The sequence below is a fragment of the Streptomyces sp. FH025 genome, assembly GCF_017427025.1.
GTDB lineage: Bacteria > Actinomycetota > Actinomycetes > Streptomycetales > Streptomycetaceae > Kitasatospora.
This window is the reverse complement of record NZ_JAFLNG010000023.1, coordinates 1-21,661: the sequence shown is the minus strand read 5'-3', so window position 1 is coordinate 21,661 and position 21,661 is coordinate 1. Positions and strand designations below refer to the sequence as shown.

General features: G+C 71.3%; 18 protein-coding genes. 5 read left to right on the top strand and 13 right to left on the bottom strand.

Going from position 1 to position 21,661, the window contains the following annotated elements:
- Positions 1-64: 64 nt before the first annotated feature.
- The 5 genes from prcA to arc all read right to left on the bottom strand — a co-directional run bounded on the left by prcA (position 65) and on the right by arc (position 5,765).
- The gene (gene prcA / locus J0670_RS03220; protein WP_207809374.1) at positions 65-820 is read right to left on the bottom strand and encodes a proteasome subunit alpha; all 756 of its coding nucleotides are present in this window, start codon (positions 818-820) and stop codon (positions 65-67) included.
- A gap of 34 nt (positions 821-854) precedes the next feature.
- On the bottom strand, positions 855-1,697 hold the full coding sequence (gene prcB, locus J0670_RS03215; protein WP_207809372.1) for a proteasome subunit beta: 843 nt from the start codon (positions 1,695-1,697) through the stop codon (positions 855-857).
- A gap of 161 nt (positions 1,698-1,858) precedes the next feature.
- Positions 1,859-2,077, bottom strand: coding sequence for a ubiquitin-like protein Pup (locus J0670_RS03210; RefSeq protein WP_031069167.1), 219 nt, complete (start codon positions 2,075-2,077; stop codon positions 1,859-1,861).
- 183 nt (positions 2,078-2,260) lie between these two features.
- Positions 2,261-3,772: a depupylase/deamidase Dop gene (gene dop / locus J0670_RS03205; protein ID WP_207809371.1), complete on the bottom strand. Its 1,512-nt coding sequence runs from the start codon at positions 3,770-3,772 to the stop codon at positions 2,261-2,263.
- Between the two features lie 226 nt (positions 3,773-3,998).
- Positions 3,999-5,765: a proteasome ATPase gene (arc, locus tag J0670_RS03200; RefSeq protein WP_207809369.1), complete on the bottom strand. Its 1,767-nt coding sequence runs from the start codon at positions 5,763-5,765 to the stop codon at positions 3,999-4,001.
- Positions 5,766-6,049: 284 nt separating this feature from the next.
- On the opposite strand from arc, the gene J0670_RS03195 reads away from it, so the two are divergent.
- Complete coding sequence (locus J0670_RS03195) at positions 6,050-6,355, top strand: ferredoxin (protein WP_207809367.1); 306 nt, start codon at positions 6,050-6,052, stop codon at positions 6,353-6,355.
- Positions 6,356-6,359: 4 nt separating this feature from the next.
- Here the strand turns inward: J0670_RS03195 and J0670_RS03190 are convergent, their stop codons facing one another.
- The 3 genes from J0670_RS03190 to J0670_RS03180 form a co-directional block, all read right to left on the bottom strand.
- Positions 6,360-7,019 (bottom strand): hypothetical protein, encoded by a 660-nt coding sequence (locus tag J0670_RS03190; protein WP_207809364.1) that lies wholly within the window; start codon positions 7,017-7,019, stop codon positions 6,360-6,362.
- 81 nt (positions 7,020-7,100) lie between these two features.
- Positions 7,101-8,060 (bottom strand): tRNA (adenine-N1)-methyltransferase, encoded by a 960-nt coding sequence (locus J0670_RS03185; RefSeq protein WP_207809362.1) that lies wholly within the window; start codon positions 8,058-8,060, stop codon positions 7,101-7,103.
- Between the two features lie 48 nt (positions 8,061-8,108).
- On the bottom strand, positions 8,109-9,326 hold the full coding sequence (locus tag J0670_RS03180; RefSeq protein WP_374223056.1) for a site-2 protease family protein: 1,218 nt from the start codon (positions 9,324-9,326) through the stop codon (positions 8,109-8,111).
- A 169-nt stretch (positions 9,327-9,495) separates the two neighbouring features.
- Here J0670_RS03180 and J0670_RS03175 point away from each other — a divergent pair, with 169 nt between their 5' ends.
- Positions 9,496-10,356, top strand: coding sequence for a RecB family exonuclease (locus tag J0670_RS03175; protein WP_243436452.1), 861 nt, complete (start codon positions 9,496-9,498; stop codon positions 10,354-10,356).
- 204 nt (positions 10,357-10,560) lie between these two features.
- Complete coding sequence (locus tag J0670_RS03170; protein ID WP_148647703.1) at positions 10,561-11,232, top strand: response regulator transcription factor; 672 nt, start codon at positions 10,561-10,563, stop codon at positions 11,230-11,232.
- A gap of 96 nt (positions 11,233-11,328) precedes the next feature.
- Here the strand turns inward: J0670_RS03170 and J0670_RS03165 are convergent, their stop codons facing one another.
- The 3 genes from J0670_RS03165 to metH form a co-directional block, all read right to left on the bottom strand.
- Positions 11,329-12,945 (bottom strand): ABC transporter substrate-binding protein, encoded by a 1,617-nt coding sequence (locus tag J0670_RS03165; RefSeq protein WP_207809357.1) that lies wholly within the window; start codon positions 12,943-12,945, stop codon positions 11,329-11,331.
- 251 nt (positions 12,946-13,196) lie between these two features.
- The gene (locus tag J0670_RS03160) at positions 13,197-13,901 is read right to left on the bottom strand and encodes an HAD family phosphatase (RefSeq protein WP_207809355.1); all 705 of its coding nucleotides are present in this window, start codon (positions 13,899-13,901) and stop codon (positions 13,197-13,199) included.
- Positions 13,902-14,042: 141 nt separating this feature from the next.
- Entirely contained in the window at positions 14,043-17,552 is a 3,510-nt protein-coding gene (gene metH / locus J0670_RS03155; protein WP_207809353.1) for a methionine synthase, read from the bottom strand.
- 143 nt (positions 17,553-17,695) lie between these two features.
- On the opposite strand from metH, the gene J0670_RS03150 reads away from it, so the two are divergent.
- Together J0670_RS03150 and J0670_RS03145 are read left to right on the top strand one after the other, a co-directional pair.
- Positions 17,696-18,802, top strand: coding sequence for a hypothetical protein (locus J0670_RS03150; protein ID WP_307806359.1), 1,107 nt, complete (start codon positions 17,696-17,698; stop codon positions 18,800-18,802).
- 328 nt (positions 18,803-19,130) lie between these two features.
- Complete coding sequence (locus tag J0670_RS03145; RefSeq protein ID WP_207809348.1) at positions 19,131-20,084, top strand: PAC2 family protein; 954 nt, start codon at positions 19,131-19,133, stop codon at positions 20,082-20,084.
- 72 nt (positions 20,085-20,156) lie between these two features.
- On the opposite strand, the gene mshC is transcribed toward J0670_RS03145, so the two are convergent.
- Together mshC and J0670_RS40470 are read right to left on the bottom strand one after the other, a co-directional pair.
- The gene (gene mshC / locus J0670_RS03140; protein WP_207809346.1) at positions 20,157-21,386 is read right to left on the bottom strand and encodes a cysteine--1-D-myo-inosityl 2-amino-2-deoxy-alpha-D-glucopyranoside ligase; all 1,230 of its coding nucleotides are present in this window, start codon (positions 21,384-21,386) and stop codon (positions 20,157-20,159) included.
- 199 nt (positions 21,387-21,585) lie between these two features.
- The coding region (locus J0670_RS40470) for a carbohydrate-binding protein (RefSeq protein WP_374223055.1) at positions 21,586-21,661 on the bottom strand (76 nt) is incomplete at its 5' end.

Here is a 21,661-nt window from a genome sequence, read left to right as displayed (position 1 = left end):
CGCAGGGGCACCGGAGCCCCGTACGACGGCGGTCCGGCCGCCGCACGGGACTCCGCAGGCACTGCTACTCCGGCGCGCTGCCCGCCGGGTTCTCCTCGTCGTCCGCCTCGGCGGACTGGTCCCCGTCGAGCAGCCGGCCGAGCTGGTTGCCCAGGATCCGCTTGAACTTGCGCTGCTGGAACCGCTGGCGGTCGAGGACCGCGACCTCCAGCTGCTCCGGGGTGAGGCTGCGCGGGCTGCCGCCGTTGGGGTCGCGGGCGAGCGAGTCCACGGCGAGCTTCACCGCCTCGGTGAGGCTCATGCCCACCCGGTGGCGCTGGCCCAGGTAGTTCCCGATCGAGTCGGCGTTGCCGCCGACCACCACGTAGTTCTTCTCGTCCACGACCGAGCCGTCCGGGGTCAGCCGGTAGATCTGGTCGTGGTCGGCGGTGCGGCCGACCTCGGCCACGATCAGCTCGACCTCGTACGGCTTCTCGCCGACCGAGGAGAAGATCGTGCCCAGGGTCTGGGCGTACACGTTGGCCAGCCCGCGGGCGGTGACGTCGGCCCGGTCGTAGGAGTAGCCGCGCAGGTCGGCGTAGCGGACGCCGCCGATGCGCAGGTTCTCGAACTCGTTGTAGCGGCCGACCGCCGCGAAGGCGATCTTGTCGTAGATCTCGGAGACCTTGTGGAGCGCCCTGGAGGTGTTCTCCGCGACGAAGACGATGCCGTCGGCGTAGGTGAGCACGACCACGCTGCGGCCGCGGGCGATGCCCTTGCGGGCGTACTCCGCGCGGTCCGCCATGGCCTGCTGGGGCGAGACGTAGAACGGTGTCGACACCGGCGGTCGTCCCTTCCTTCCTGTCGAGTGGTGGCTAGATCAGCGGGGCCTGCGGGCCGTTGGGCCGGGTCAGGCGCTCGTCCGTGACGGCGACCGCGATCTCCGCGACCTCCTCGTCGGTGAGCCGGCGGAAGCCGTCCTCGGTGATCAGCGAGACGATCGGGAAGATCTTCCGGGCCAGGTCCGGGCCGCCGGTGGCGGAGTCGTCGTCCGCCGCGTCGTAGAGCGCCTGGACGGCCAGGGTGGCGGCCTGGTCGGCCGTCAGGTCCTCGCGGTAGAGCTTCTTCATCGAGCCGCGGGCGAAGACCGAGCCCGAGCCGGTGGCGGTGAAGCCGCGGTCCTCGGAGCGCCCGCCGGTGACGTCGTAGCTGAAGATCCGGCCCCGGCCGAGGTCCAGGTCGTAGCCCGCGAAGATCGGCACGACCGCGAGGCCCTGCATCGCCATGCCCAGGTTGCCCCGGATCATGGTGGTGAGCCGGTTGGCCTTGCCCTCCAGGGAGAGCGTGGTGCCCTCGATCTTCTCGTAGTGCTCCAGCTCCAGCTGGAACAGCCGGACCATCTCGACCGCGAGGCCCGCGGTGCCGGCGATGCCGACCGCGCTGTACTCGTCGGCCGGGAAGACCTTCTCGATGTCGCGCTGGGCGATGACGTTGCCCATGGTCGCCCGGCGGTCACCGGCGATCACCACGCCGCCGTCGAACACCGCGGCCACGATCGTGGTCCCGTGCGGGGCCTCGACCACCGACCCCTCGGGGAGCCCGCGGTGGCCGGGGATCAGCTCCGGCCGGTGCTCGCCGAGGAAGTCGAGGAACGAGGAGGACCCCGGGGTCAGGAAGGCAGCCGGTAGACGCCCGGTGCCACGAGTGTTGGCTTCCACACGATTCCTTCCAGGTAGCTTGAAGCGCGCATTGCCCGCACCCTACCCGCCGACGATCACTGTCCACGCCTGGAGGGGCCGGTGCCGGGCGGCCGGGCGGCCACTGCCGCCCGACCGCCCAGGACGGTCGCGACCGTGAATTCCCGAATACCGGGGACGGGCTATTGCCCACCCTTCTGGACAAATCCACGCACGAAATCTTCCGCGTTCGACTCGAGCACTTCGTCGATTTCGTCCAGCACCGCGTCGACGTCGTCGCTCAGCTTTTCCTGGCGCTCCTTGAGGTCGTCGGAATTCTGGGTTTCCGCGGCCTGCTCCTCGACCTCCTCGGAGGAACGGTTCGCCCGCTGCTGGCCGCCGCCGGTGTCCTTGCTCGCCATTTCCCTCACCCCGCTCGAATCGTCTGGCACGGTTTGGTCGGTCGGTCGTTGCCGGTTGGCACCGACCCTATACACAAGGTGCGACTCCCGCTCCCGGTTTGCCGGTGGCGCTTCCTGTCCAACACCCGCTGCCACCCCGGATGATTCCCATTCGACGGACGTTCACCCGTGGTGATCCCCACGTCACCCGCCGGACAGGACGCGCAGCAGGTCCTCCGCCGTGCGGCACCGGTCCAGCAGCTCCTTGACGTGATTCCTGGTGCCGCGCAGCGGCTCCAGCGTGGGGACCCGCTGCAGCGAGTCACGGCCCGGCAGGTCGAAGATGACCGAGTCCCAGGAGGCCGCCGCGACGTGCTCCGCGTACTGCTCCAGGCAGCGCCCGCGGAAGTACGCCCGGGTGTCCTCCGGGGGCTTGGAGACGGCCCGCTCGACCTCCTCCTCGGTCAGCAGCCGCTCGAACCTGCCGCGTGCCACCAGCCGGTTGTAGAGGCCCTTCTCGGGCCGTACGTCGCTGTACTGGAGGTCGACCAGGTGCAGCCGGGGGTTCTCCCACTCCAGGGCGTCCCGGCTGCGGTAGCCCTCCAGGATCTCCCGCTTGGCGATCCAGTCCAGCTGCCTGGACAGCGACATCGGGTCACGCTCCAGTCGGCCCAGGACATCCTCCCAGCGGGCCAGCACGTCCACCGTCTGCTCGTCCGCGTCGGTGCCGAAGCGGTCCTCGACGTACTTGCGGGCCAGCTCGAAGTACTCCAGCTGGAGCTGGACGGCGGTGAGCTTGCGCCCGTTGCGCAGGGTGATCAGGTGCTTGAGCGTCGGGTCGTGCGAGACCCGGTGCAGGGTGCGCACCGGCTGGTCGACGGCGAGGTCGGCGGCGATGAAGGAGTCCTCGATCATCGACAGGACCAGTGAGGTGGTGCCCAGCTTGAGGTAGGTGGAGATCTCGGAGAGGTTGGCGTCCCCGATGATCACGTGCAGCCGGCGGTACTTCTCCGCGTCGGCGTGCGGTTCGTCCCGGGTGTTGATGATCGGCCGCTTGAGGGTGGTCTCCAGGCCGACCTCGACCTCGAAGTAGTCCGCCCGCTGGCTGATCTGGAAGCCGTTCGCCGAGCCGTCCTGGCCGATGCCGACCCGGCCGGCGCCGGTGACCACCTGGCGGGAGACGAAGAACGGGGTGAGGTGGCGGACGATGTCGGCGAACGGCGTCGCCCGCTTCATCAGGTAGTTCTCGTGGGTGCCGTAGGAGGCGCCCTTGTTGTCGGTGTTGTTCTTGTACAGGTGGATGTTCTGCCCGTTGGGCAGTTCCAGCGCCCGCTGCGCGGCGGCCGCCATGATCCGCTCGCCCGCCTTGTCCCAGAGCACGGCGTCGCGCGGGTTGGTCACCTCGGGCGAGCTGTACTCGGGGTGCGCGTGGTCCACGTAGAACCGGGCCCCGTTGGTGAGGATCACGTTGGCGAGGCCGATGTCCTCGTCGGTCAGCTGGCTGGCGTCCGCCACCTCGCGCGCGAGGTCGAAGCCCCGAGCGTCGCGCAGCGGGTTCTCCTCCTCGAAGTCCCAGCGGGCCCGCCGGGCCCGGTGCATCGCCGCCGCGTAGGCGTTGACGATCTGGGACGAGGTGAGCATGGCGTTGGCGTTGGGGTGCCCGGGCACGGAGATCCCGTACTCGGTCTCGATGCCCATCACGCGCCGTACGGTCATGCGGCCCTCCTTGCCCGGTGCACCGCCCCCGGCGGGCGGAACACTGACGTACCGCTGAACAACACCGGCGCCGGGCGTCTGCCCGCGGACGGTGGGTCGAGCCTAGGACCCGGCGCCGACCGGCGGGCCCGGAGACGCGCCGTCCGGCTGCGGGGCCGCGAGGCGCCACAGCCGGACGGTGTGCGTACAGCTCCGGGGACCGTCGCCGGCCCGGGTAACCGCGTGCTTACAGGTACTGCCCCGTGTTGGCGACAGTGTCGATCGAGCGGCCGGACTCGGCGCCCTGCTTGCCGGTGACCAGCGTGCGGATGAAGACGATCCGCTCGCCCTTCTTGCCGGAGATGCGGGCCCAGTCGTCCGGGTTGGTGGTGTTGGGCAGGTCCTCGTTCTCCTTGAACTCGTCCACGCAGGCGGCGAGCAGGTGGGAGACGCGCAGGCCCCGCTGACCGTGGTCGAGGAAGTCCTTGATGGCCATCTTCTTCGCGCGGTCGACGATGTTCTGGATCATCGCACCGGAGTTGAAGTCCTTGAAGTACAGGACCTCCTTGTCACCGTTGGCGTAGGTGACCTCCAGGAAGCGGTTCTCCTCCGTCTCGGAGTACATCCGCTCCACCACCGACTGGATCATCGCGACCACCGTGGCCTCGACGGAGCCGTCGTGCTCCTTGAGGTCGTCCGGGTGGAACGGCAGCGAGTCCTTGAGGTACTTGGAGAAGATGTCCTTCGCGGCCTCGGCGTCCGGGCGCTCGATCTTGATCTTGACGTCCAGGCGGCCGGGCCGCAGGATCGCCGGGTCGATCATGTCCTCGCGGTTCGAGGCGCCGATGACGATGACGTTCTCCAGGCCCTCCACGCCGTCGATCTCGGCCAGCAGCTGCGGGACGATGGTGTTCTCCACGTCCGAGCTGACGCCGGAGCCGCGGGTGCGGAACAGCGACTCCATCTCGTCGAAGAAGACGATGACGGGCGTGCCCTCGCCCGCCTTCTCCCGGGCCCGCTGGAAGACCAGGCGGATCTGCCGCTCGGTCTCACCGACGTACTTGTTGAGCAGTTCGGGGCCCTTGATGTTGAGGAAGTAGCTCTTCCCCTGCGGGCGGCCGGTGACCTCGGCGACCTTCTTGGCCAGCGAGTTGGCGACCGCCTTGGCGATCAGCGTCTTGCCGCAGCCGGGCGGGCCGTAGAGCAGCACGCCCTTGGGCGGGCGCAGCTCGTACTCCTTGAAGAGGTCGGCGTGCAGGTACGGCAGCTCGACCGCGTCGCGGATCAGCTCGATCTGGTTGCTCAGGCCGCCGATCTGCCGGTAGTCGATGTCCGGGACCTCCTCGAGGACCAGCTCCTCGACCTCGGACTTCGGCACGACCTCGTACACGTACCCGGAGCGGGGCTCCAGCAGCAGCGCGTCCCCGGCCCGGATCGTCGCCTCGTGCAGCGGCTCGGCGAGGCGCACCACGCGCTCCTCGTCGGTGTGGCCGAGGACCAGGGCGCGCTCACCGTCCTCCAGGATCTCCTTGAGGGTGACGATCTCGCCGATGCGCTCGAAGGCCATCGCGTCCACGATGTTCAGGGCCTCGTTGAGCATCACCTCCTGGCCGCGGCTCAGTTCGTCCAGGGCGACGTTCGGGCTGACGTTCACGCGGAGCTTGCGCCCGCCGGTGAAGATGTCCGCGGTGCCGTCCTCGTTCGCTTCGAGGAAGGTGCCGAAGCCTGCCGGGGGCTGTGCCAGCCGGTCCACTTCCTCCTTGAGGGCCACGATCTGGTCGCGGGCCTCGCGCAGGGTGGAGGCGAGCCGTTCGTTCTGGGCGGTCACGCCGGCCAGGTTGGTCTGGAGCTCGACGATCCGCTCTTCGAGGATCCTCGAATTGCGCGGAGAGTCGGCGAGCTTGCGGCGCAGCACGGCGATCTCCTGCTCAAGGTACGAGACCTGAGCGGCCTCGTCGGAACCACGAGCGGGCCTGCCGGTGCTGCGGTTGTAGTCGTCATCGTGGGCTGCCACGGTCCTCACCTCCTCCGGGGAGCTGGACGCTTCCAGACCCTACCTGGGACCAGGGGTCCGTAAACCCCTAGATCAAGAAAGATGGAACGGGCGTGTCCGATCTTCGCCCCAGCGTGCTTCCCCTCTGCTAAGGGGATACCCAGCGCGCACCACCCAAAGCGGGCCAGATGTATCGTCGAGCGAAGCGATATCCGATCGCGACCGCGGTGCTGGGTCCGATCGTTGTACGAATGGCGGGATTGCTCCGGGAATAGGGGCGACCCGGGACAGAAACGGCAGGAGACATGTCGGTGACGGAGCAGACCGCGGCGGCGACCGAGGAGCTGGAGGTGTGGATCGACCAGGATCTGTGCACCGGCGACGGCATCTGCGCGCAGTACGCGCCCGAGGTCTTCGAGCTGGACATCGACGGGCTGGCGTACGTGAAGGGCCCGGACGACGAACTGCGCCAGCAGCCCGGGGAAACGGCCCCGGTGCCGCTGACGCTCCTTCAGGACGTGGTGGACTCGGCGAAGGAGTGCCCCGGCGACTGCATCCACGTGCGCCGGGTCGCCGACCGGGTCGAGGTGTACGGGCCCGACGCCGAATAGCGCGTCAGACGGCGGAGACCGGGGCGGCGGTCTGGGAGCGTTCCCAGCCGCCGCCCCTGTGCGTCCAGGTGAGGTCGAGTGAGACGTCGGGCCTGAAGCGCGGCACGTCCTCGCTCGAATACCCCTGCGCGTGGCCGGTGATGGCACCATCGGAGCGCACCGCGAGCCGGCTCAGGGTGAGGTTCTCGCGCTCGGTCAGCAGGGTGGCGACCACCACCGGCCGTTCGTCCTGGCCGAATCCGAGCAGGTAGACGGAGTCCGGCGGGGTGCCGGTCTCGGTGGCGCAGTGGGCGGCGACGACCGTACCGGGGCGTCCGTCGCCCAGGTCGGCGGGCACGCTGAGCACCGTCTTGACCGGGAACGGGCCGCAGTCCATGGGCAGTTGGGCCTTGGCGGGGTCGGGGGCGGCGCTCGCGGCGAGGGCCTTGGAGGCGCCACGGGCGGGCACCGGGGTGCCGGTGGCCGGGGAGGCGGCGAGGGCGGTGGCCACCACCGCGCCGCAGCCGGCCAGGGCGAGGGCCCAGTGCCAGGGGGCGGTGCGCGCGTGTCCGGGCCGGGTGCGGCCCCGCGGTGTCTGCTGTCCAGCCGTCGCCGTCGTCCCGACCGCGGTCTCCACCAGGCGTCCCCTCCAGAGCTCCAGGAGCTGGTCTGCGTGCGGGAGCATCGTCCCACACGGTCCCGGACGGCGAACGAAAGGGGTGGTACGAGCTGAGCGCTCGTACCACCCCTTCCCGTCGGTTCGGGATCAGTCCTGCTCGGGCTGCTCGGCCTCGGTGTCGCGGGCGGCCTTGCGGGCCGCGGCGCGCTCCTGGAGGGACGGCTCGGGCGCCCCGTTGTCGTAGTCCTCGCCGTACGCGCCCTTGGCCGGGCGGCGGCGGCGCAGCGGCGGCTCGACGCCGTCCGCCAGGCGGCGGGCGGTGAGCAGGAAGCCGGTGTGGCCGATCATCCGGTGGTCCGGGCGGACGGCCAGGCCCTCCAGGTGCCAGGTGCGGACCATGGTCTCCCAGGCCTGCGGCTCGGTGAAGGTGCCGTGCTCGCGCAGTGCCTCGACGGTCTTGGACATCTGCGTGGTGGTGGCCACGTAGCAGCAGATGAGACCGCCGGGCACGAGGGCCTTGGAGGCGACGTCCAGGCACTCCCAGGGGGCCAGCATGTCGAGGATGACGCGGTCGACGTCGGTCTCGACCAGGTTGTCCTGGAGGTCGCCGACGGTCAGCTTCCACGCCGGGTGCGGGCCGCCGAAGTAGCGCTCGACGTTGCCCTGGGCGATGTCCGCGAAGTCCTGCCGGCGCTCGTAGGAGGCCAGCATGCCGTGTTCGCCGACGGCGCGCAGCAGGTACATGCTGAGCGCGCCCGAGCCGACTCCGGCCTCGACCACGCGGGCGCCCGCGAAGATGTCGGCCATCGCCAGGATCTGCCCCGCGTCCTTGGGGTAGATCACGGCGGCGCCGCGCGGCATGGACAGGACGTAGTCGGGGAGCAGGGGGCGCAGCGCGAGGTACGGGACGTTCCCCGTGGTGCGCACGACCGTGCCCTCGGGGGCGCCGATCAGCTCGTCGTGGGGGAACGCACCCTTGTGGGTGTGGAACTGGTTCCCGGCCTGGAGCGTGAACGTGTAGTGGCGACCCTTGGGGTCGGTCAGCTGGACCTGGTCCCCGACCTGGAAGGGCCCGCGTCGGCGGGCGGCACCGGTCGGTTCGGACATGCGGACAATCCTAAGGGAAGCGGGCGCCGCCGCCCGACCACGGTCGGATCATCTCCTCGTGACGGCGGCGGTCAGCCGCTGCTCGATGTCGGTGAGCGCGGCGACGCCGTACATCCGGCCGTCCGCCTCGACCACCAGGTACTCCCCCGCCGGGGTGGTCTGGACGGCCCGCAGCAGCGCCTCGCCGCTGAGGTCGGCGTCCAGCCGCAGCCCGGGCTCCAGGTCGCGGGCCAGCGGGCCGACCGCGACCCAGGGGCGGCGGTGCTCCGGCACGGCCCGTACCGCGGACTCGCGGACGATGGCGATCGGCTCGCCCCGGCCGTCCACCACGACGACCGCGCCGGCCTGGGCCTCGCGGGCGCGGCGCATCGCCTCGCCGAGCGGGGTGTCGGCGGTGACCTCGACGGCCCGGCGGGCGAGGTCGCGCAGCCGCAGGCCGGGCAGCACCTCCTTGAGCCGGGCGTTGCGCACGCTGCCGGTGGCGCCGTTCCAGATGATCGCGGCCAGGACGGCGGCGATCACCGCGTCCACCAGGGTGTCGGTGGTGGTGGTCTCGACCCCGCGGGCGGCGTTGAGCAGCGGCAGGCCGATCAGGACGGCGATCGCCAGCGCCCGGCCGACCCAGGCGGCGACCACCGTGCCGGTCATCGGCTTGCCGGTGACCGCCCAGACCAGGGCGCGCAGCATCCGGCCGCCGTCCAGCGGCAGGCCGGGCAGCAGGTTGAAGGCGGCGACCACCAGGTTGGAGACCATCAGGCCGGTGAGCAGCACCCCCGGCACGGTGGACAGCTCGACGGCGCGCAGCGCCAGGAAGAACACGCCGCCGAGCACCAGCGAGAGCAGCGGGCCGACGAAGGCCAGCCAGAACTCGCGCCAGGGGCTCTCGGCCTCGTTCTCGATCTCGGAGACCCCGCCGAAGAACTGCAACTGGATCCGCCGCACCCCGAGCCGGTACCGCAGGGCCACCAGGGTGTGGGCCAGCTCGTGCACCAGGACGGAGGCGTAGAAGGCGACGGCGAAGAAGAAGGCGACCAGGTAGCGCAGGCCGCTGCCGAGCTCCGGCAGGACGTCGCCGAGCTGCCCGCCGAACACCCAGGTGATCAGGGCGGCGATGACGAACCAGGAGGGCGTGACGTAGATGGGCACGCCGAAGGGCCGCCCCATCAGGAGGCCGCCGCCGCGCTCCGGCGGCTGCCCGCCCGGGCGCCCGCCGTCCTGCGGTGGCTGGTCGGAGGTCTGCTGCCCCCTGCTGTCGCTCACCGTGATCCCTTCGGTCGTCCCGCCCGCCGTGTCCCCGGTGCGCCCACGCTACGTGATCGCGCCCACCCGGTGCCGCGCGCCCCTCTGTCTGCCCTCATACCCAACGAAGAGCCCCCGGGACCGGTGGCAGCACGGTGGCAGCGGGATGACAGCGAAGGGCAATAGGGTCGTAGGCATGCAGCAGACCGACACCAGCAGTGCCGCCGACGCCCCGGCGCGCCCGGCGGCGCCCCCGACCGGGCTCTCCCCGTCCCGCGCGGGGGACTTCCTCACCTGTCCCCTGCTGTACCGGCTGCGGGTGATCGACCGGCTGCCGGAGCCGCCGAGCGCGGCGGCGACCAGGGGCACTCTGGTGCACGCGGTGCTGGAGCGGCTGTTCGACAGCCCGGCGGCCGAGCGGACGCCGGAGCGGGCGCTGGGCCTGCTGCGCCCGCAGTGGGAGCGGCTGCTGGGCGAGCGCCCGGAGCTGGGTTCGCTGTTCCCGGACGACCCGGACGGCGCGGCGCTCACCCGCTGGCTGGCGGACGCCGAGAAGCTGGTCGGCCAGTGGTTCCGGCTGGAGGACCCGACCCGGCTGCATCCGGTGGAGCGCGAGCTGTACGTGGAGACCGCGCTGGATTCGGGGCTGCTGCTGCGCGGCTACATCGACCGGGTGGACGTCGCCCCGACCGGCGAGGTCCGGCTGGTGGACTACAAGACCGGCCGGGCGCCCTCGCGGGACTTCGAGGGCAAGGCGATGTTCCAGATGAAGTTCTACGCGCTGGTGGTGTGGCGCTGGAAGGGCGTGATCCCCAAGCGCCTCCAGCTGGTCTACCTCGGCGGCGGCGGGAACGTGGTCAGCTACGACCCGGACGAGGCCGACCTGCGGGCGGTGGAGCGCAAGTTGCAGGCGCTGTGGGAGCGGATCAGCCACGCGGTGGCCACCGGGGACTTCCCGGCCACCCGCAACCGCCTCTGCGACTGGTGCGACCACCAGGCCAGCTGCCCGGAGTTCGGCGGCACCCCGCCGCCGTATCCTCTGCCCGTGCTGGCGTGAAAATTACCGGCGCACGCCCGCGGCGTTGGGGTGCGTGCATCGCAAGGCGGAGGAGGGAGACGATGCGGAGCATCGGCGACCGACGACAACGCCGCGAGGTGCGTGCCCCGGCGTCGCGGGCTAGGCGGGAATTTTCACGCCAGCACAGGTCCGTACATCGGATGAAAGCGATCCCACGGGGGATCCGATGAGCAAGGAGTCCTAGTGACGATCCGAGTGCTGCTGGTCGACGACCAGCCGCTGCTGCGCACCGGTTTCCGGATGATCCTGGAGGCCGAGTCCGACCTCGTGGTGGTCGGCGAGGCCGGCGACGGTCAGCAGGCGCTGGACCAGGTGCGCGCGTTGCAGCCCGACGTGGTGCTGATGGACATCCGGATGCCGAGGATGGACGGCGTCGAGGCGACCCGCCGGATCGCCGGTCCGGGGCGGGACGGCCCGGCCAAGGTGCTGGTGCTGACCACCTTCGACCTGGACGAGTACGTGGTGGAGGCGCTGCGCGCGGGTGCCAGCGGCTTCCTGCTGAAGGACGTCCCGGCGGAGGAGCTGGTGCAGGCGATCCGGGTGGTCGCGGACGGCGCGGCGATGCTGGCGCCGAGCATCACCCGCCGGCTGCTGGACATGTACGCCACCAAGCTGCCCTCGGGCGAGGAGGCGCCGCCGCAGGCGCTGAACGCGCTGACCGAGCGGGAGTTGGAGGTGCTGAAGCTGGTGGCGCGCGGGCTGTCGAACGCGGAGATCGCGGCCGAACTGTTCGTCAGCGAGACGACCGTCAAGACGCACGTCGGCCATGTGCTGACCAAGCTCCAGCTGCGCGACCGGGTGCAGGCCGCGGTGTACGCCTACGAGAGCGGACTGGTGCGGCCCGGCACCCTGTAGCGGCCCGAGGGCCCGCAACGACAAGGAGAAACGTGACGGCGGCCCGGCCGCTCCCCCTCACAGCGAAGGGGAAGCGGCCGGGCCGCCGTACGCGTCCTACTTGCTGGTGCGGCTGATCTCCCAGAAGCGGAAGTAGCCGGTGGTGTCGACGGTGGACTCGACGCCGGTGATGTACGAACGGGCCGCGAAGAAGGCCTTGTTCTGGTACAGCGGGATCAGCGGCGCATTCTCGGCGACGATCTGCTGGATCTGCGCGTAGCCGGCCGCGGCGGCGCTGCGGTCGGTCTGCTTGAGGCCGTCCGGCACCAGCCTCTGGCTGATCCGCGGGTCGTCCCAGCCGTGGTGGTAGGAGCCGCCGTCGACCAGCAGCGGGGCGATGTAGTTGTCCGGGTCCGGGTAGTCGGCGAACCAACCGATGATGTACGCCTGGTACTTGCCGTCGGCCCAGCCCTTCCGGTAGCTGTCCCAGTCCGGCTCCTGCTGGACCGTCACCTGGAACAGGCCGCCGGTCTCCAGCTGCTTCTTGAGCGTGTCGGCCTCGGCGCTGCCGGCCCGCGAGCGGGACCAGGTGAGGGTGAGCTTGACCGGGGTCTGGATCTTGGCGTCGGTGAGGCTCTTCTTGGCCTTGGCCACGTCCTGGTCGCCGTAGCGGTCGAAGAAGGCGGTGGTGTGGCCGGTGACGCCGGCCGGGACCATCGCGTACAGCGGCTGGACGGTGCGGGCGAAGACGTCGCGGGCGAGCGCCTTGCGGTCGAGCAGCGCCGCGGCGGCCTGGCGGACGGCGACGTTGGAGACGACCGGGTCCTTGGTGTTGAAGACCAGAGAGCGGGTGTCGCTGCTGTCGCCCTCGACCACCTGGAGGTCGGTCTTGCCGCCCTGCTGGTCGGAGCGCATCTGGGCGGCGGTGTTCGGCTCCAGGCTGCTGTCGGTGAGGTCGACCTCGCCCTTGTCCAGCGCGTCCTTGAGGTCGGCGGGCTTGTCGAAGTACCGCACGGTGAACTTGCTGTTGCGCAGCTTGGCCTCGCCGCCGTACTTGTCGTTGGGCGCCAGCACGATCTTGGAGAGCTGCTTGCCGGCGCCGCCGCCGTTCATGACCTCGACCGAGTCGAAGCGGTACGGGCCGGAGCCGATCAGCTTGTCGTTGGGGAGGGCCTTGTCGGCCGGGTAGACCTGGTGGTCGACGATGGCGCCGACCGGACTGGCCAGCTTGGCCGGCAGGGTGGCGTCGGGGGTGGCCAGGTGGAAGATCACCTCGGTGTCGCCCTTGGCCTCGACGCTCTTGATCGAGGAGAGCAGCGCGGCCGGGCCGCTCGGGTCGTTGATCTTCTTGGTGCGCTCGATCGAGAACACCACGTCCTGGGCGGTCAGCGGGTGGCCGTTGGAGAACTTCAGGCCGGTCCGCAGGGTGCAGTGGTACTCGCTGGCGTCGCCGGCGGTGAAGTCGCAGGACTGCGCGGCGTCCGGGACGGGCGCGCTGGAGGCGGCCGGGAAGGTCAGCAGCGACTGGAAGGTGTTGCGCAGCACCGTCCAGGAACCGGAGTCGTAGGCGGTCGCCGGGTCCAGCACGCCGGTCAGCTGGGTGGTGCCCATGGTGATCGACTTGCCGCCGCCGTCCCCCTTCACGGCGTCGGTGACCGATCCGCAGCCGGCCACCGTCACGGCGACCAGTCCGGCACAACCGAGTACGGCCAGGCGTTCAGCTGAAGTCTTCACGGGAGCGTCCTTCTGGGTGGCACGAACCCGAGTAGCGTGCCATATCGAACACGCACGACCGATACCCGTGCAGATGACGTTTGGGACACGGTAGTTCGGGGCAACCCGGAACACTCGACGAGTTGTCAGCCAATGCCCGTTTTCTCCCCGGGCGACCTCCGGCAACGGCCGGTCGCGGCCGATTACCGGCGAGTAGGGTGCGGCCGCAATGAGATGACAATCACAGTCGATGGGGGCTCGGCCGAGGGCCCTCAGACGCGCGAGGCGACCACCGAGCGCAGCAGGTCGAGGTCGACCTGCTCCAGCGAGGACAGCACCAGCCGCCCGGGCGCCGGCTCGATCGGCGCCACCGACGGCACCGCGATCACCGGGCAGCCGGCCGCCTCGCCCGCGCGCACCCCGGTCGGGGTGTCCTCGATCACCACGCAGCGGGCCGGCTCAGCGCCCAGTCGGCGGGCCGCCTCCAGGTACGGGTCCGGGAAGGGCTTGGTGCGCGGCACCTCGTCCCCGCCGATGCTGAAGGCGAAGCGCTCGGCGCCCAGCGAGCGCAGCACGATGTCGATCACGTGCCGGTGCGAGGCGGACACCAGGGCGGCCGGGACGCCGTGCGCGGCAAGGGTGTTGAGGAGCCGCTCGGCACCCGGCATGAGCGGAACGCCGCCGGCCAGCAGGTCGACGAAGCGCTGATTGACCAGCACGCCCAGGTCGGTCGGGGCGATGTCCACCCCGGTCCGGCCGACCAGGTAGTCCATCACCCGGGTCATCGGGCCGCCGACCACCTGCGCCCGGTCCCGCTCGTCCAGCTGGTGTCCCAGCTCGGCGAAGAGCGAGACCTCGGCCTGCCACCAGAAGTCCTCGGTGTCCACCATCGTCCCGTCCATGTCCACCAGCACCGCCTGCAGGCCGCGGTCGTCCCCGTGGTCGAGGATGCGCGCGGCGGTGGGGCTGGTGGTCATGGCGGGAGTCCTTCCGACAGTGCCCCGGGGCGTCCCGGGGATGGCACAGGCCGGCCCGCTGGTGAGCGGACCGGCCCGTTCAGGATCATCAAGGATACGCCCGCTCCGCCCGAAAGGAGCGAACGGAGCGGGGCGTCCGGATTACCGGGCGTTGAAGTACTTCGCCTCGGGGTGGTGGATCACGATCGCGTCGGTGGACTGTTCGGGGTGCAGCTGGAACTCCTCGGAGAGCACCACGCCGATCCGCTCCGGCCTCAGCAGCTCGGCGATCTTGGCGCGGTCCTCCAGCTCGGGGCAGGCCCCGTAGCCGAGCGAGAAGCGGGCGCCCCGGTACTTCAGCGCGAACATGTCTTTGACGTCCTGCGGGTCCTCGCCGGAGAAGCCCAGCTCGTAGCGGACCCGGGCGTGCCAGAACTCGGCCAGCGCCTCGGCCAGCTGCACCGACAGGCCGTGCAGCTCCAGGTAGTCGCGGTAGGAGTTCCCGGCGAACAGCTCGTTGGCCGCCTCCGAGATCCGGTTGCCCATGGTGACCACCTGGAGGCCGACCACGTCCCGCTGGCCGGACTCCTCCGGGCGGAAGAAGTCCGCCAGGCAGAGCCGGCGGCCGCGCCGCTGGCGGGGGAAGGTGAAGCGGGTGCGCTCGGTGCCGTCCTCGTGGAAGACGATCAGGTCGTCGCCCTTGGAGTTCGCCGGGTAGTAGCCGTAGACCACGGCGGCCTCCAGCCAGCCCTCGGTCTGCAGCCGGTCCAGCCAGGCGCGCAGCCGCGGCCGGCCCTCGGTCTCCACCAGTTCCTCGTACGACGGCCCCTCGCCGGTGCGGGCGGCCTTGAGGCCCCACTGGCCCTTGAACAGCGCGTCCTCGTCCAGCCAGGAGGCGTAGTCGGCGAACGGGATGCCCTTGACGATCCGGTCGCCCCAGAACGGCGGGGTGGGGACGGTGTTGTCCACCACGACGTCGGAGCGGATCTGGCCGAGGTTGACCTCGGGCTCCGGCTCCGCCACCTCGACCCGGGCGTGCCGGCGCTGCTTGAGCTCCGGCAGGGTCGCGCCGGGCACGCCGCGCTTGACCGCGACCAGCGCGTCCATCAGCCGCAGGCCCTCGAAGGCGTCCCGGGCGTAGCGGACCTCGCCCTCGTAGATCTCGTGCAGGTCCTGCTCGACGTAGGCGCGGGTGAGGGCGGCGCCGCCGAGGATCACCGGGTAGCTCGCGGCCAGCTTGCGCTGGTTGAGCTCCTCCAGGTTCTCCTTCATGATCACGGTGGACTTCACCAGCAGGCCGGACATCCCGATCACGTCCGCGTTGTGCTCCTGCGCGGCGTCCAGGATCGCCGAGACCGGCTGCTTGATGCCCAGGTTCACCACGTTGTAGCCGTTGTTGGACAGGATGATGTCCACCAGGTTCTTGCCGATGTCGTGGACATCGCCCTTGACGGTGGCCAGCACGATGGTGCCCTTGCCCTCGCTGTCGGACTTCTCCATGTGCGGCTCCAGGTGGGCCACCGCGGACTTCATCACCTCGGCGGACTGGAGCACGAACGGCAGCTGCATCTGGCCGGAGCCGAAGAGCTCGCCGACGACCTTCATGCCGGCCAGCAGCGTGTCGTTGATGATCTCCAGCGCCGGGCGCCCGGTCAGCGCCTCGTCCAGGTCGGCCTCCAGGCCGTTCCGCTCGCCGTCGATGATCCGGCGCTGCAGCCGCTCCTCCAGCGGGAGCGCGGCCAGCTCCTGCGCCTTGGAGGCCTTGACCGAGGCGGTGGAGACGTTGGCGAACAGCTCCAGCAGGCGCTGCAGCGGGTCGTAGCCGTCACGGCGGCGGTCGTAGACCAGGTCGAGGGCGACCTCGCGCTGCTCCTCGGGGATGCGGGAGACCGGCAGGATCTTGGAGGCGTGCACGATCGCCGAGTCCAGGCCGGCCTCCACGCACTCGTGCAGGAAGACCGAGTTGAGCACCACCCGGGCGGCCGGGTTGAGGCCGAAGGAGATGTTGGACAGACCGAGGGTGGTCTGCACCTTGGGGTGGCGGCGCTTGAGCTCGCGGATCGCCTCGATGGTCTCGATGCCGTCCCGGCGGGACTCCTCCTGGCCGGTGGCCAGGGTGAAGGTGAGGCAGTCGACCAGGATCGAGCCCTCGTCGATGCCGTAGTCGGCGGTGAGCTCGGCGATCAGCCGCTCGGCGATCGCGACCTTGTGCTCGGCGGTACGGGCCTGGCCCTGCTCGTCGATGGTCAGCGCGATCAGGCCGGCGCCGTGCTCTCGGGCCAGCGAGGCGATCTTCCCGAAGCGCGAGTCGGGGGCGTTGCCGTCCTCGTAGTTGACCGAGTTGAGCACCGCGCGGCCGCCGAGCGCCTCCAGGCCGGCCCGCAGCACGGGCGGCTCGGTGGAGTCCAGCACGATCGGCAGGGTGGAGGCGGTGGCCAGCCGGCCGGCGATCTCCTTCATGTCGGCGACGCCGTCGCGGCCGACGTAGTCGACGCACAGGTCCAGCAGGTGGGAGCCGTCCCGGATCTGGTCGCGGGCGATCTCCACGCAGGCCTGCCAGTCGCCGGCCAGCATCGACTCGCGGAACTTCTTCGAGCCGTTGGCGTTGGTGCGCTCGCCGATCGCCAGGTACGAGGTGTCCTGGCGGAACGGCACCGACTGGTAGAGCGAGGCGGCCGAGGGCTCCGGCTGCGGGTCGCGGGCGACGACCGGGCGGCCCTGCACCCGCTCGACCACCTGGCGCAGGTGCTCGGGGGTGGTGCCGCAGCAGCCACCGACCAGCGAGAGGCCGTACTCACGGGTGAACACGTCGTGCGCGTCGGCCAGCTCGGCCGGGGAGAGCGGGTAGTGGGCGCCGTCCTTGGTGAGCACCGGCAGGCCCGCGTTCGGCATGCAGGACAGGCCGATCCGGGCGTTCTTCGCCAGGTAGCGCAGGTGCTCGCTCATCTCGGCCGGCCCAGTGGCGCAGTTGAGGCCGATGTAGTCGACGCCGAGCGGCTCCAGGGCGGTGAGCGCGGCGCCGATCTCGGAGCCGAGCAGCATGGTGCCGGTGGTCTCCACGGTCACCTGCACCAGCACCGGCAGGTCCAGCCCGGCCTCGGCCAGGGCGCGCTTGCAGCCGAGGATCGCGGCCTTGGTCTGGAGCAGGTCCTGGCTGGTCTCGACCAGCAGCGCGTCGACGCCGCCGGCGATCAGGCCGGCCGCGTTCTCCTGGAAGCCGTCGCGCAGCGTCTCGTACGGGGCGTGGCCGAGGGTCGGCAGCTTGGTGCCGGGGCCCATCGAGCCGAGCACCCAGCGGATGCGGCCGTCGGCGGCGTACTCGTCGGCCACCTCGCGGGCGATCCGGGCACCGGCCTCGGCCAGCTCGAAGATGCGGTCGGAGATCTCGTACTCGCCCAGCGCGGTCAGGTTGGCGCCGAAGGTGTTGGTCTCGACGCAGTCCACGCCGACGCCGAAGTAGGCCTCGTGGACGGAGCGGACGATGTCGGGCCGGGTGACGTTGAGGACCTCGTTGCAGCCCTCCAGGTTCTGGAAGTCCTCCAGCGACGGATCCTGGGCCTGGAGCATGGTGCCCATCGCACCGTCTGCCACCACCACCCGGGTGGCGAGCGCTTCACGCAACGCGTTCGCGCGGCTCTGCTGAGTGATGGACGGGTCGGCTGCAGTGGCCATGGGGCTTCTCCCTGGTGCGACGGCTGTCGGCTTTGCGGCCCGCTTGCTCGGGCACGCACCTGGCCAGGGTATCCGGCCCGCGCCGGTGCTCGCCGGGGCATTCCGTATCCTGAGCGCTCGACCGCATGGGGGGGAGCATCCGCGTGGCCCGATCCAGGACCATGGCGCGGCGCACCGGTCGGGCCCTGACGGCCCCGCTGCGCCAAAGACGATGGGGAGCGCTGCGCGACCGTTGGCGGGGCTGGTCCCGGTGGCGCCGGGCACTGGTGGTCCTGGCGCTGGTGGCGGCCGTGCCCGTTGCCGCGCTGGGCTCGCTGTTCGTCTCGATCCGACTGCACTACTCGGGCGAGCCCACCGCCGAGGCCCGCACCCGGGGCCGGGACGCCGTCTGGCTCGGCCACGCCTGGGTGGACGGCCGCAAGACCGAGGCCGACATCGAGGCGCTGGCCCGGCAGCTGGCCGGGACGGGCGTGCGCGACCTGTACGTGCACACCGGCCCGCTGGAGCACGACGGCTCGCTGCCGCCGCCCGTCCACCCGAGGGCCCGCTGGTTCACCGAGGCCGCGCACCGGGCGCTGCCGGGCGTACGGCTCCAGGGCTGGCTGGGCGACGAGGTCAAGCCGGAGAAGAACGCCCTGGACCTGGAGGACGCGCCCACCCGGGACCGGATCACCGCCTCCGCCCGCCAGGTGCTGGACCAGGGCTTCGACGGCGTGCACTTCGACATGGAGCCGATCCGTCCGGGTTCGGCCGGCTGGCTGGCCCTGCTCGACCAGGTCCACCCGGTCACGGCGGCCCGCGGCGCCCAGCTCTCGGTGGCGGCCCCGCAGATCGACCCGGTGCCCGGCCTGCACACCGCCGGCATCCTGCTCACCGACCACGGCAAGTGGTGGGACCAGGCGTACTTCCGCGAGACCGCCCGCCGGGTCGACCAGATCGCCGTGATGACCTACGACACCTCGATGCCGACCGAGCCCCTGTACGGCGGCTACGTCGCGAAGCAGACCGAGCTGGCGCTGCGGGCCACCCCGCCCGAGGTCGACCTGCTGATCGGCCTGCCGTTCTTCTGGGACGACAAGTGGGGCCACTGGGGCGACGCCGAGACCGTACCGGCCGCCGTCCGGGGCGTCCGGCTCGGCCTGGGGCGCCAGGACCCGCGACGGACGAACTTCGGCGTCGCGCTGTACGTGGACTTCGCCGCGACGCCGGAGAACTGGGCGGCGTACCGGCGCGGCTGGGTCGAGGTCTGAGCACGCCGAGCCGGGCCCGTCACGCCCGGAGAAGGAGTCGTCGCGCTGTGTCGCCGACCGGGCACCTCGCGTTCGCGGCCGGGTTCCTGATGGTTCGTCAGCCAAGGGTGCCCGGATATCCGCTGGATCCCGGCGGCCCGCTCCCCCAGACTGTCCCGGTGCCCGGCCGCCCTGCGCATCAAAGCCCGTAGGCTGGGCAGGTAGGGACCGTGGAGCGAGGCGTTCCACGGGAGACGAGAGGTTCGACAGGCGGCAGCCGGCCCGTCGGTGCCCCGGCAGGCCAGCCGGGGCGGTGCCGGTCCGACCGCCGACCGGAGGGAGACGCTGGGTGATCGAGCTGGAAGATGTTCCCGAGTTGATCGACCCGGTGATGGTCTGCGCCTTCGAGGGGTGGAACGACGCGGGCGACGCCGCCTCCGCGGCCCTGGCACATCTGGACGAGACCTGGGGCGGCAAGGTGTTCGCCGCCCTCGACGCGGAGGAGTACTACGACTTCCAGGTCAACCGCCCGACGGTCTGGCTGGACGGCGGCATCCGGCGGATCACCTGGCCGACCACCAGGCTCTCGGTGATCCGGGTGACCGAACCGGTGACCAGGGACGTGGTGCTGGTCCGCGGCATCGAACCGAGCATGCGCTGGCGCTCGTTCTGCAACGAGCTGCTCGGCTTCGCCCACGAGTTGGGCATCGAGCTGGTGGTGATCCTGGGCGCGCTGCTCGGCGACACCCCGCACAGCCGCCCGGTGCCGGTCAGCGGGGTCACCTCCGACCCGGAGCTGGCCCGTCGGCTGGACCTGGAGGAGAGCCGCTACGAGGGCCCGACCGGGATCGTCGGGGTGCTCCAGGAGGCCTGCACGCACGCCGGGGTGCCGGCCGTGACGCTGTGGGCGGCGGTGCCGCACTACGTCGCCCAGCCGCCCAACCCCAAGGCGACGCTGGCACTGATCAACAAGCTGGAGGACCTGCTGGACCTGCGCATCCCGCCGGGCGAGCTCGGCGAGGACGCCCGGGCTTGGCAGCTGGGCGTGGACCAGCTGGCCGCCGAGGACAGCGAGGTGGCCGAGTACGTCCAGCAGTTGGAGGAGGCGCAGGACACCGCGGAGCTGCCGGAGGCCTCCGGGGACGCCATCGCGCGCGAGTTCGAGCGCTACCTGCGCCGCCGCGAGAACGTCGGGCCCACCGGCGAGAAGCCGGTGGCCGGGCACGCGACGGCCGAGCGGCCGGCCGAGCCGGAGTCGCCGGGCACCACCCGGGAGAGCCAGGATGGCTCCGAGGAGGAGTAGGGCCCGGAACCCACGCCGAAGGGGCGTCAGGACGCTTCGTCCTGACGCCCCTTCGGGCTGTGACGGCCGCTGCTACAGCGCGACGCCGAGCAGGGCGTCCACGGTGCGCGTGACCAGGCCGGGCGCGCCGGTGTCGGTGCCGCCCCCGCTCTCCTGCTCCGCCGCCCAGCAGTCCACGGCGGCCAGCGCGGCGGGCGCGTCCAGGTCGTTCGCGAGTGCCGCACGGACCTCGGTGAGCAGCCGCTCGGCCGCCGGGCCGTCCGGCCGGGAGACCGCGGCGCGCCAGCGGGCGAGGCGCTCGACGGCCTCGTCCAGGGTGGCCTTGGTCCACTCCCAGTCCTCGCGGTAGTGGTGCGAGAGCAGCGCCAGGCGGATCGCCGCCGGGTCGACGCCCTCGCGGCGCAGCGCCGAGACGAACACCAGGTTGCCGCGGGACTTGGACATCTTGTGGCCGTCCAGGGCGACCATGCCGGCGTGCACGTACGCCTTGGCGTACGGGTGGTCGCCGGTGGCGACCTGGGCGTGCGAGGCGCCCATCTCGTGGTGCGGGAAGGACAGGTCGCTGCCGCCGCCCTGGATGTCGAAGGACATGCCGAGGTACTGGAGCGCGATGGCCACGCACTCGATGTGCCAGCCGGGGCGGCCGTGGCCGAGCTCGGTGTCCCAGGCGGGCTCGCCCGGGCGGGCGGCCATCCAGAGGAGGGCGTCCAGCGGGTTGCGCTTGCCGGAGCGGTCCGGGTCGCCGCCGCGCTCGGCGAAGACCGGTCGCATGGCCTCGCGGGTCAGGCCGGAGACCTCGCCGAAGCGCGGGTCGGCGTCGACCGAGAAGTAGATGTCCCCGTCCACGTCGTAGGCGGCGCCGGAGGCGAGCAGCTTCTGGACCAGCGGGACGATCCACGGGATCGACTCGACCGCGCCGATGTAGTGCGCCGGCGGGAGCAGTCGCAGGGCGGTCATGTCCTCGCGGAACAGCGCCGTCTCGCGCTCGGCCAGGGCGACCCAGTCCTGCCCGGTGGCGACGGCGCGCTCCAGCAGCGGGTCGTCGACGTCGGTGACGTTCTGGACGTACAGGACGTCGTGGCCGGCGTCCTTCCAGACCCGCTGCACGAGGTCGAAGGCGTTGTAGGTGGCGGCGTGGCCCATGTGGGTCGCGTCGTAGGGGGTGATGCCGCAGACGTAGATCCGGGCGGTGCCGTCCTGCGGCACGACCTCCCGGACCTTGCCCGCTGCGGTGTCGAAGATACGGAGGGGGAGCCCCTGACCAGGCAGGGCGGGAACCTCGGAGGCGGGCCAGGCATGCATGGGATCGACTTTAACCTTGAGAACATTTGAAAGCCTAACCAGTACGGAAGATCGACTGGATTCGCTCTCGCCATTGCCCGCGCGCTTCCGGACTGCTAACACCCCCGGGTAACACCCCCGGCGGTGGGCACGGGTGAGCGCCCGGTCGGCCCTGCCGCCGACCGGGCGCCCGGCTCCCCGGGGGACGCGGCCGGAGCCGCTACGACCGCTGCCAGAGGGCCGGCACGTTCGGCGGCTCCCAGCCCACCATGGCGGTGTGCGCCTGGAGGCAGACG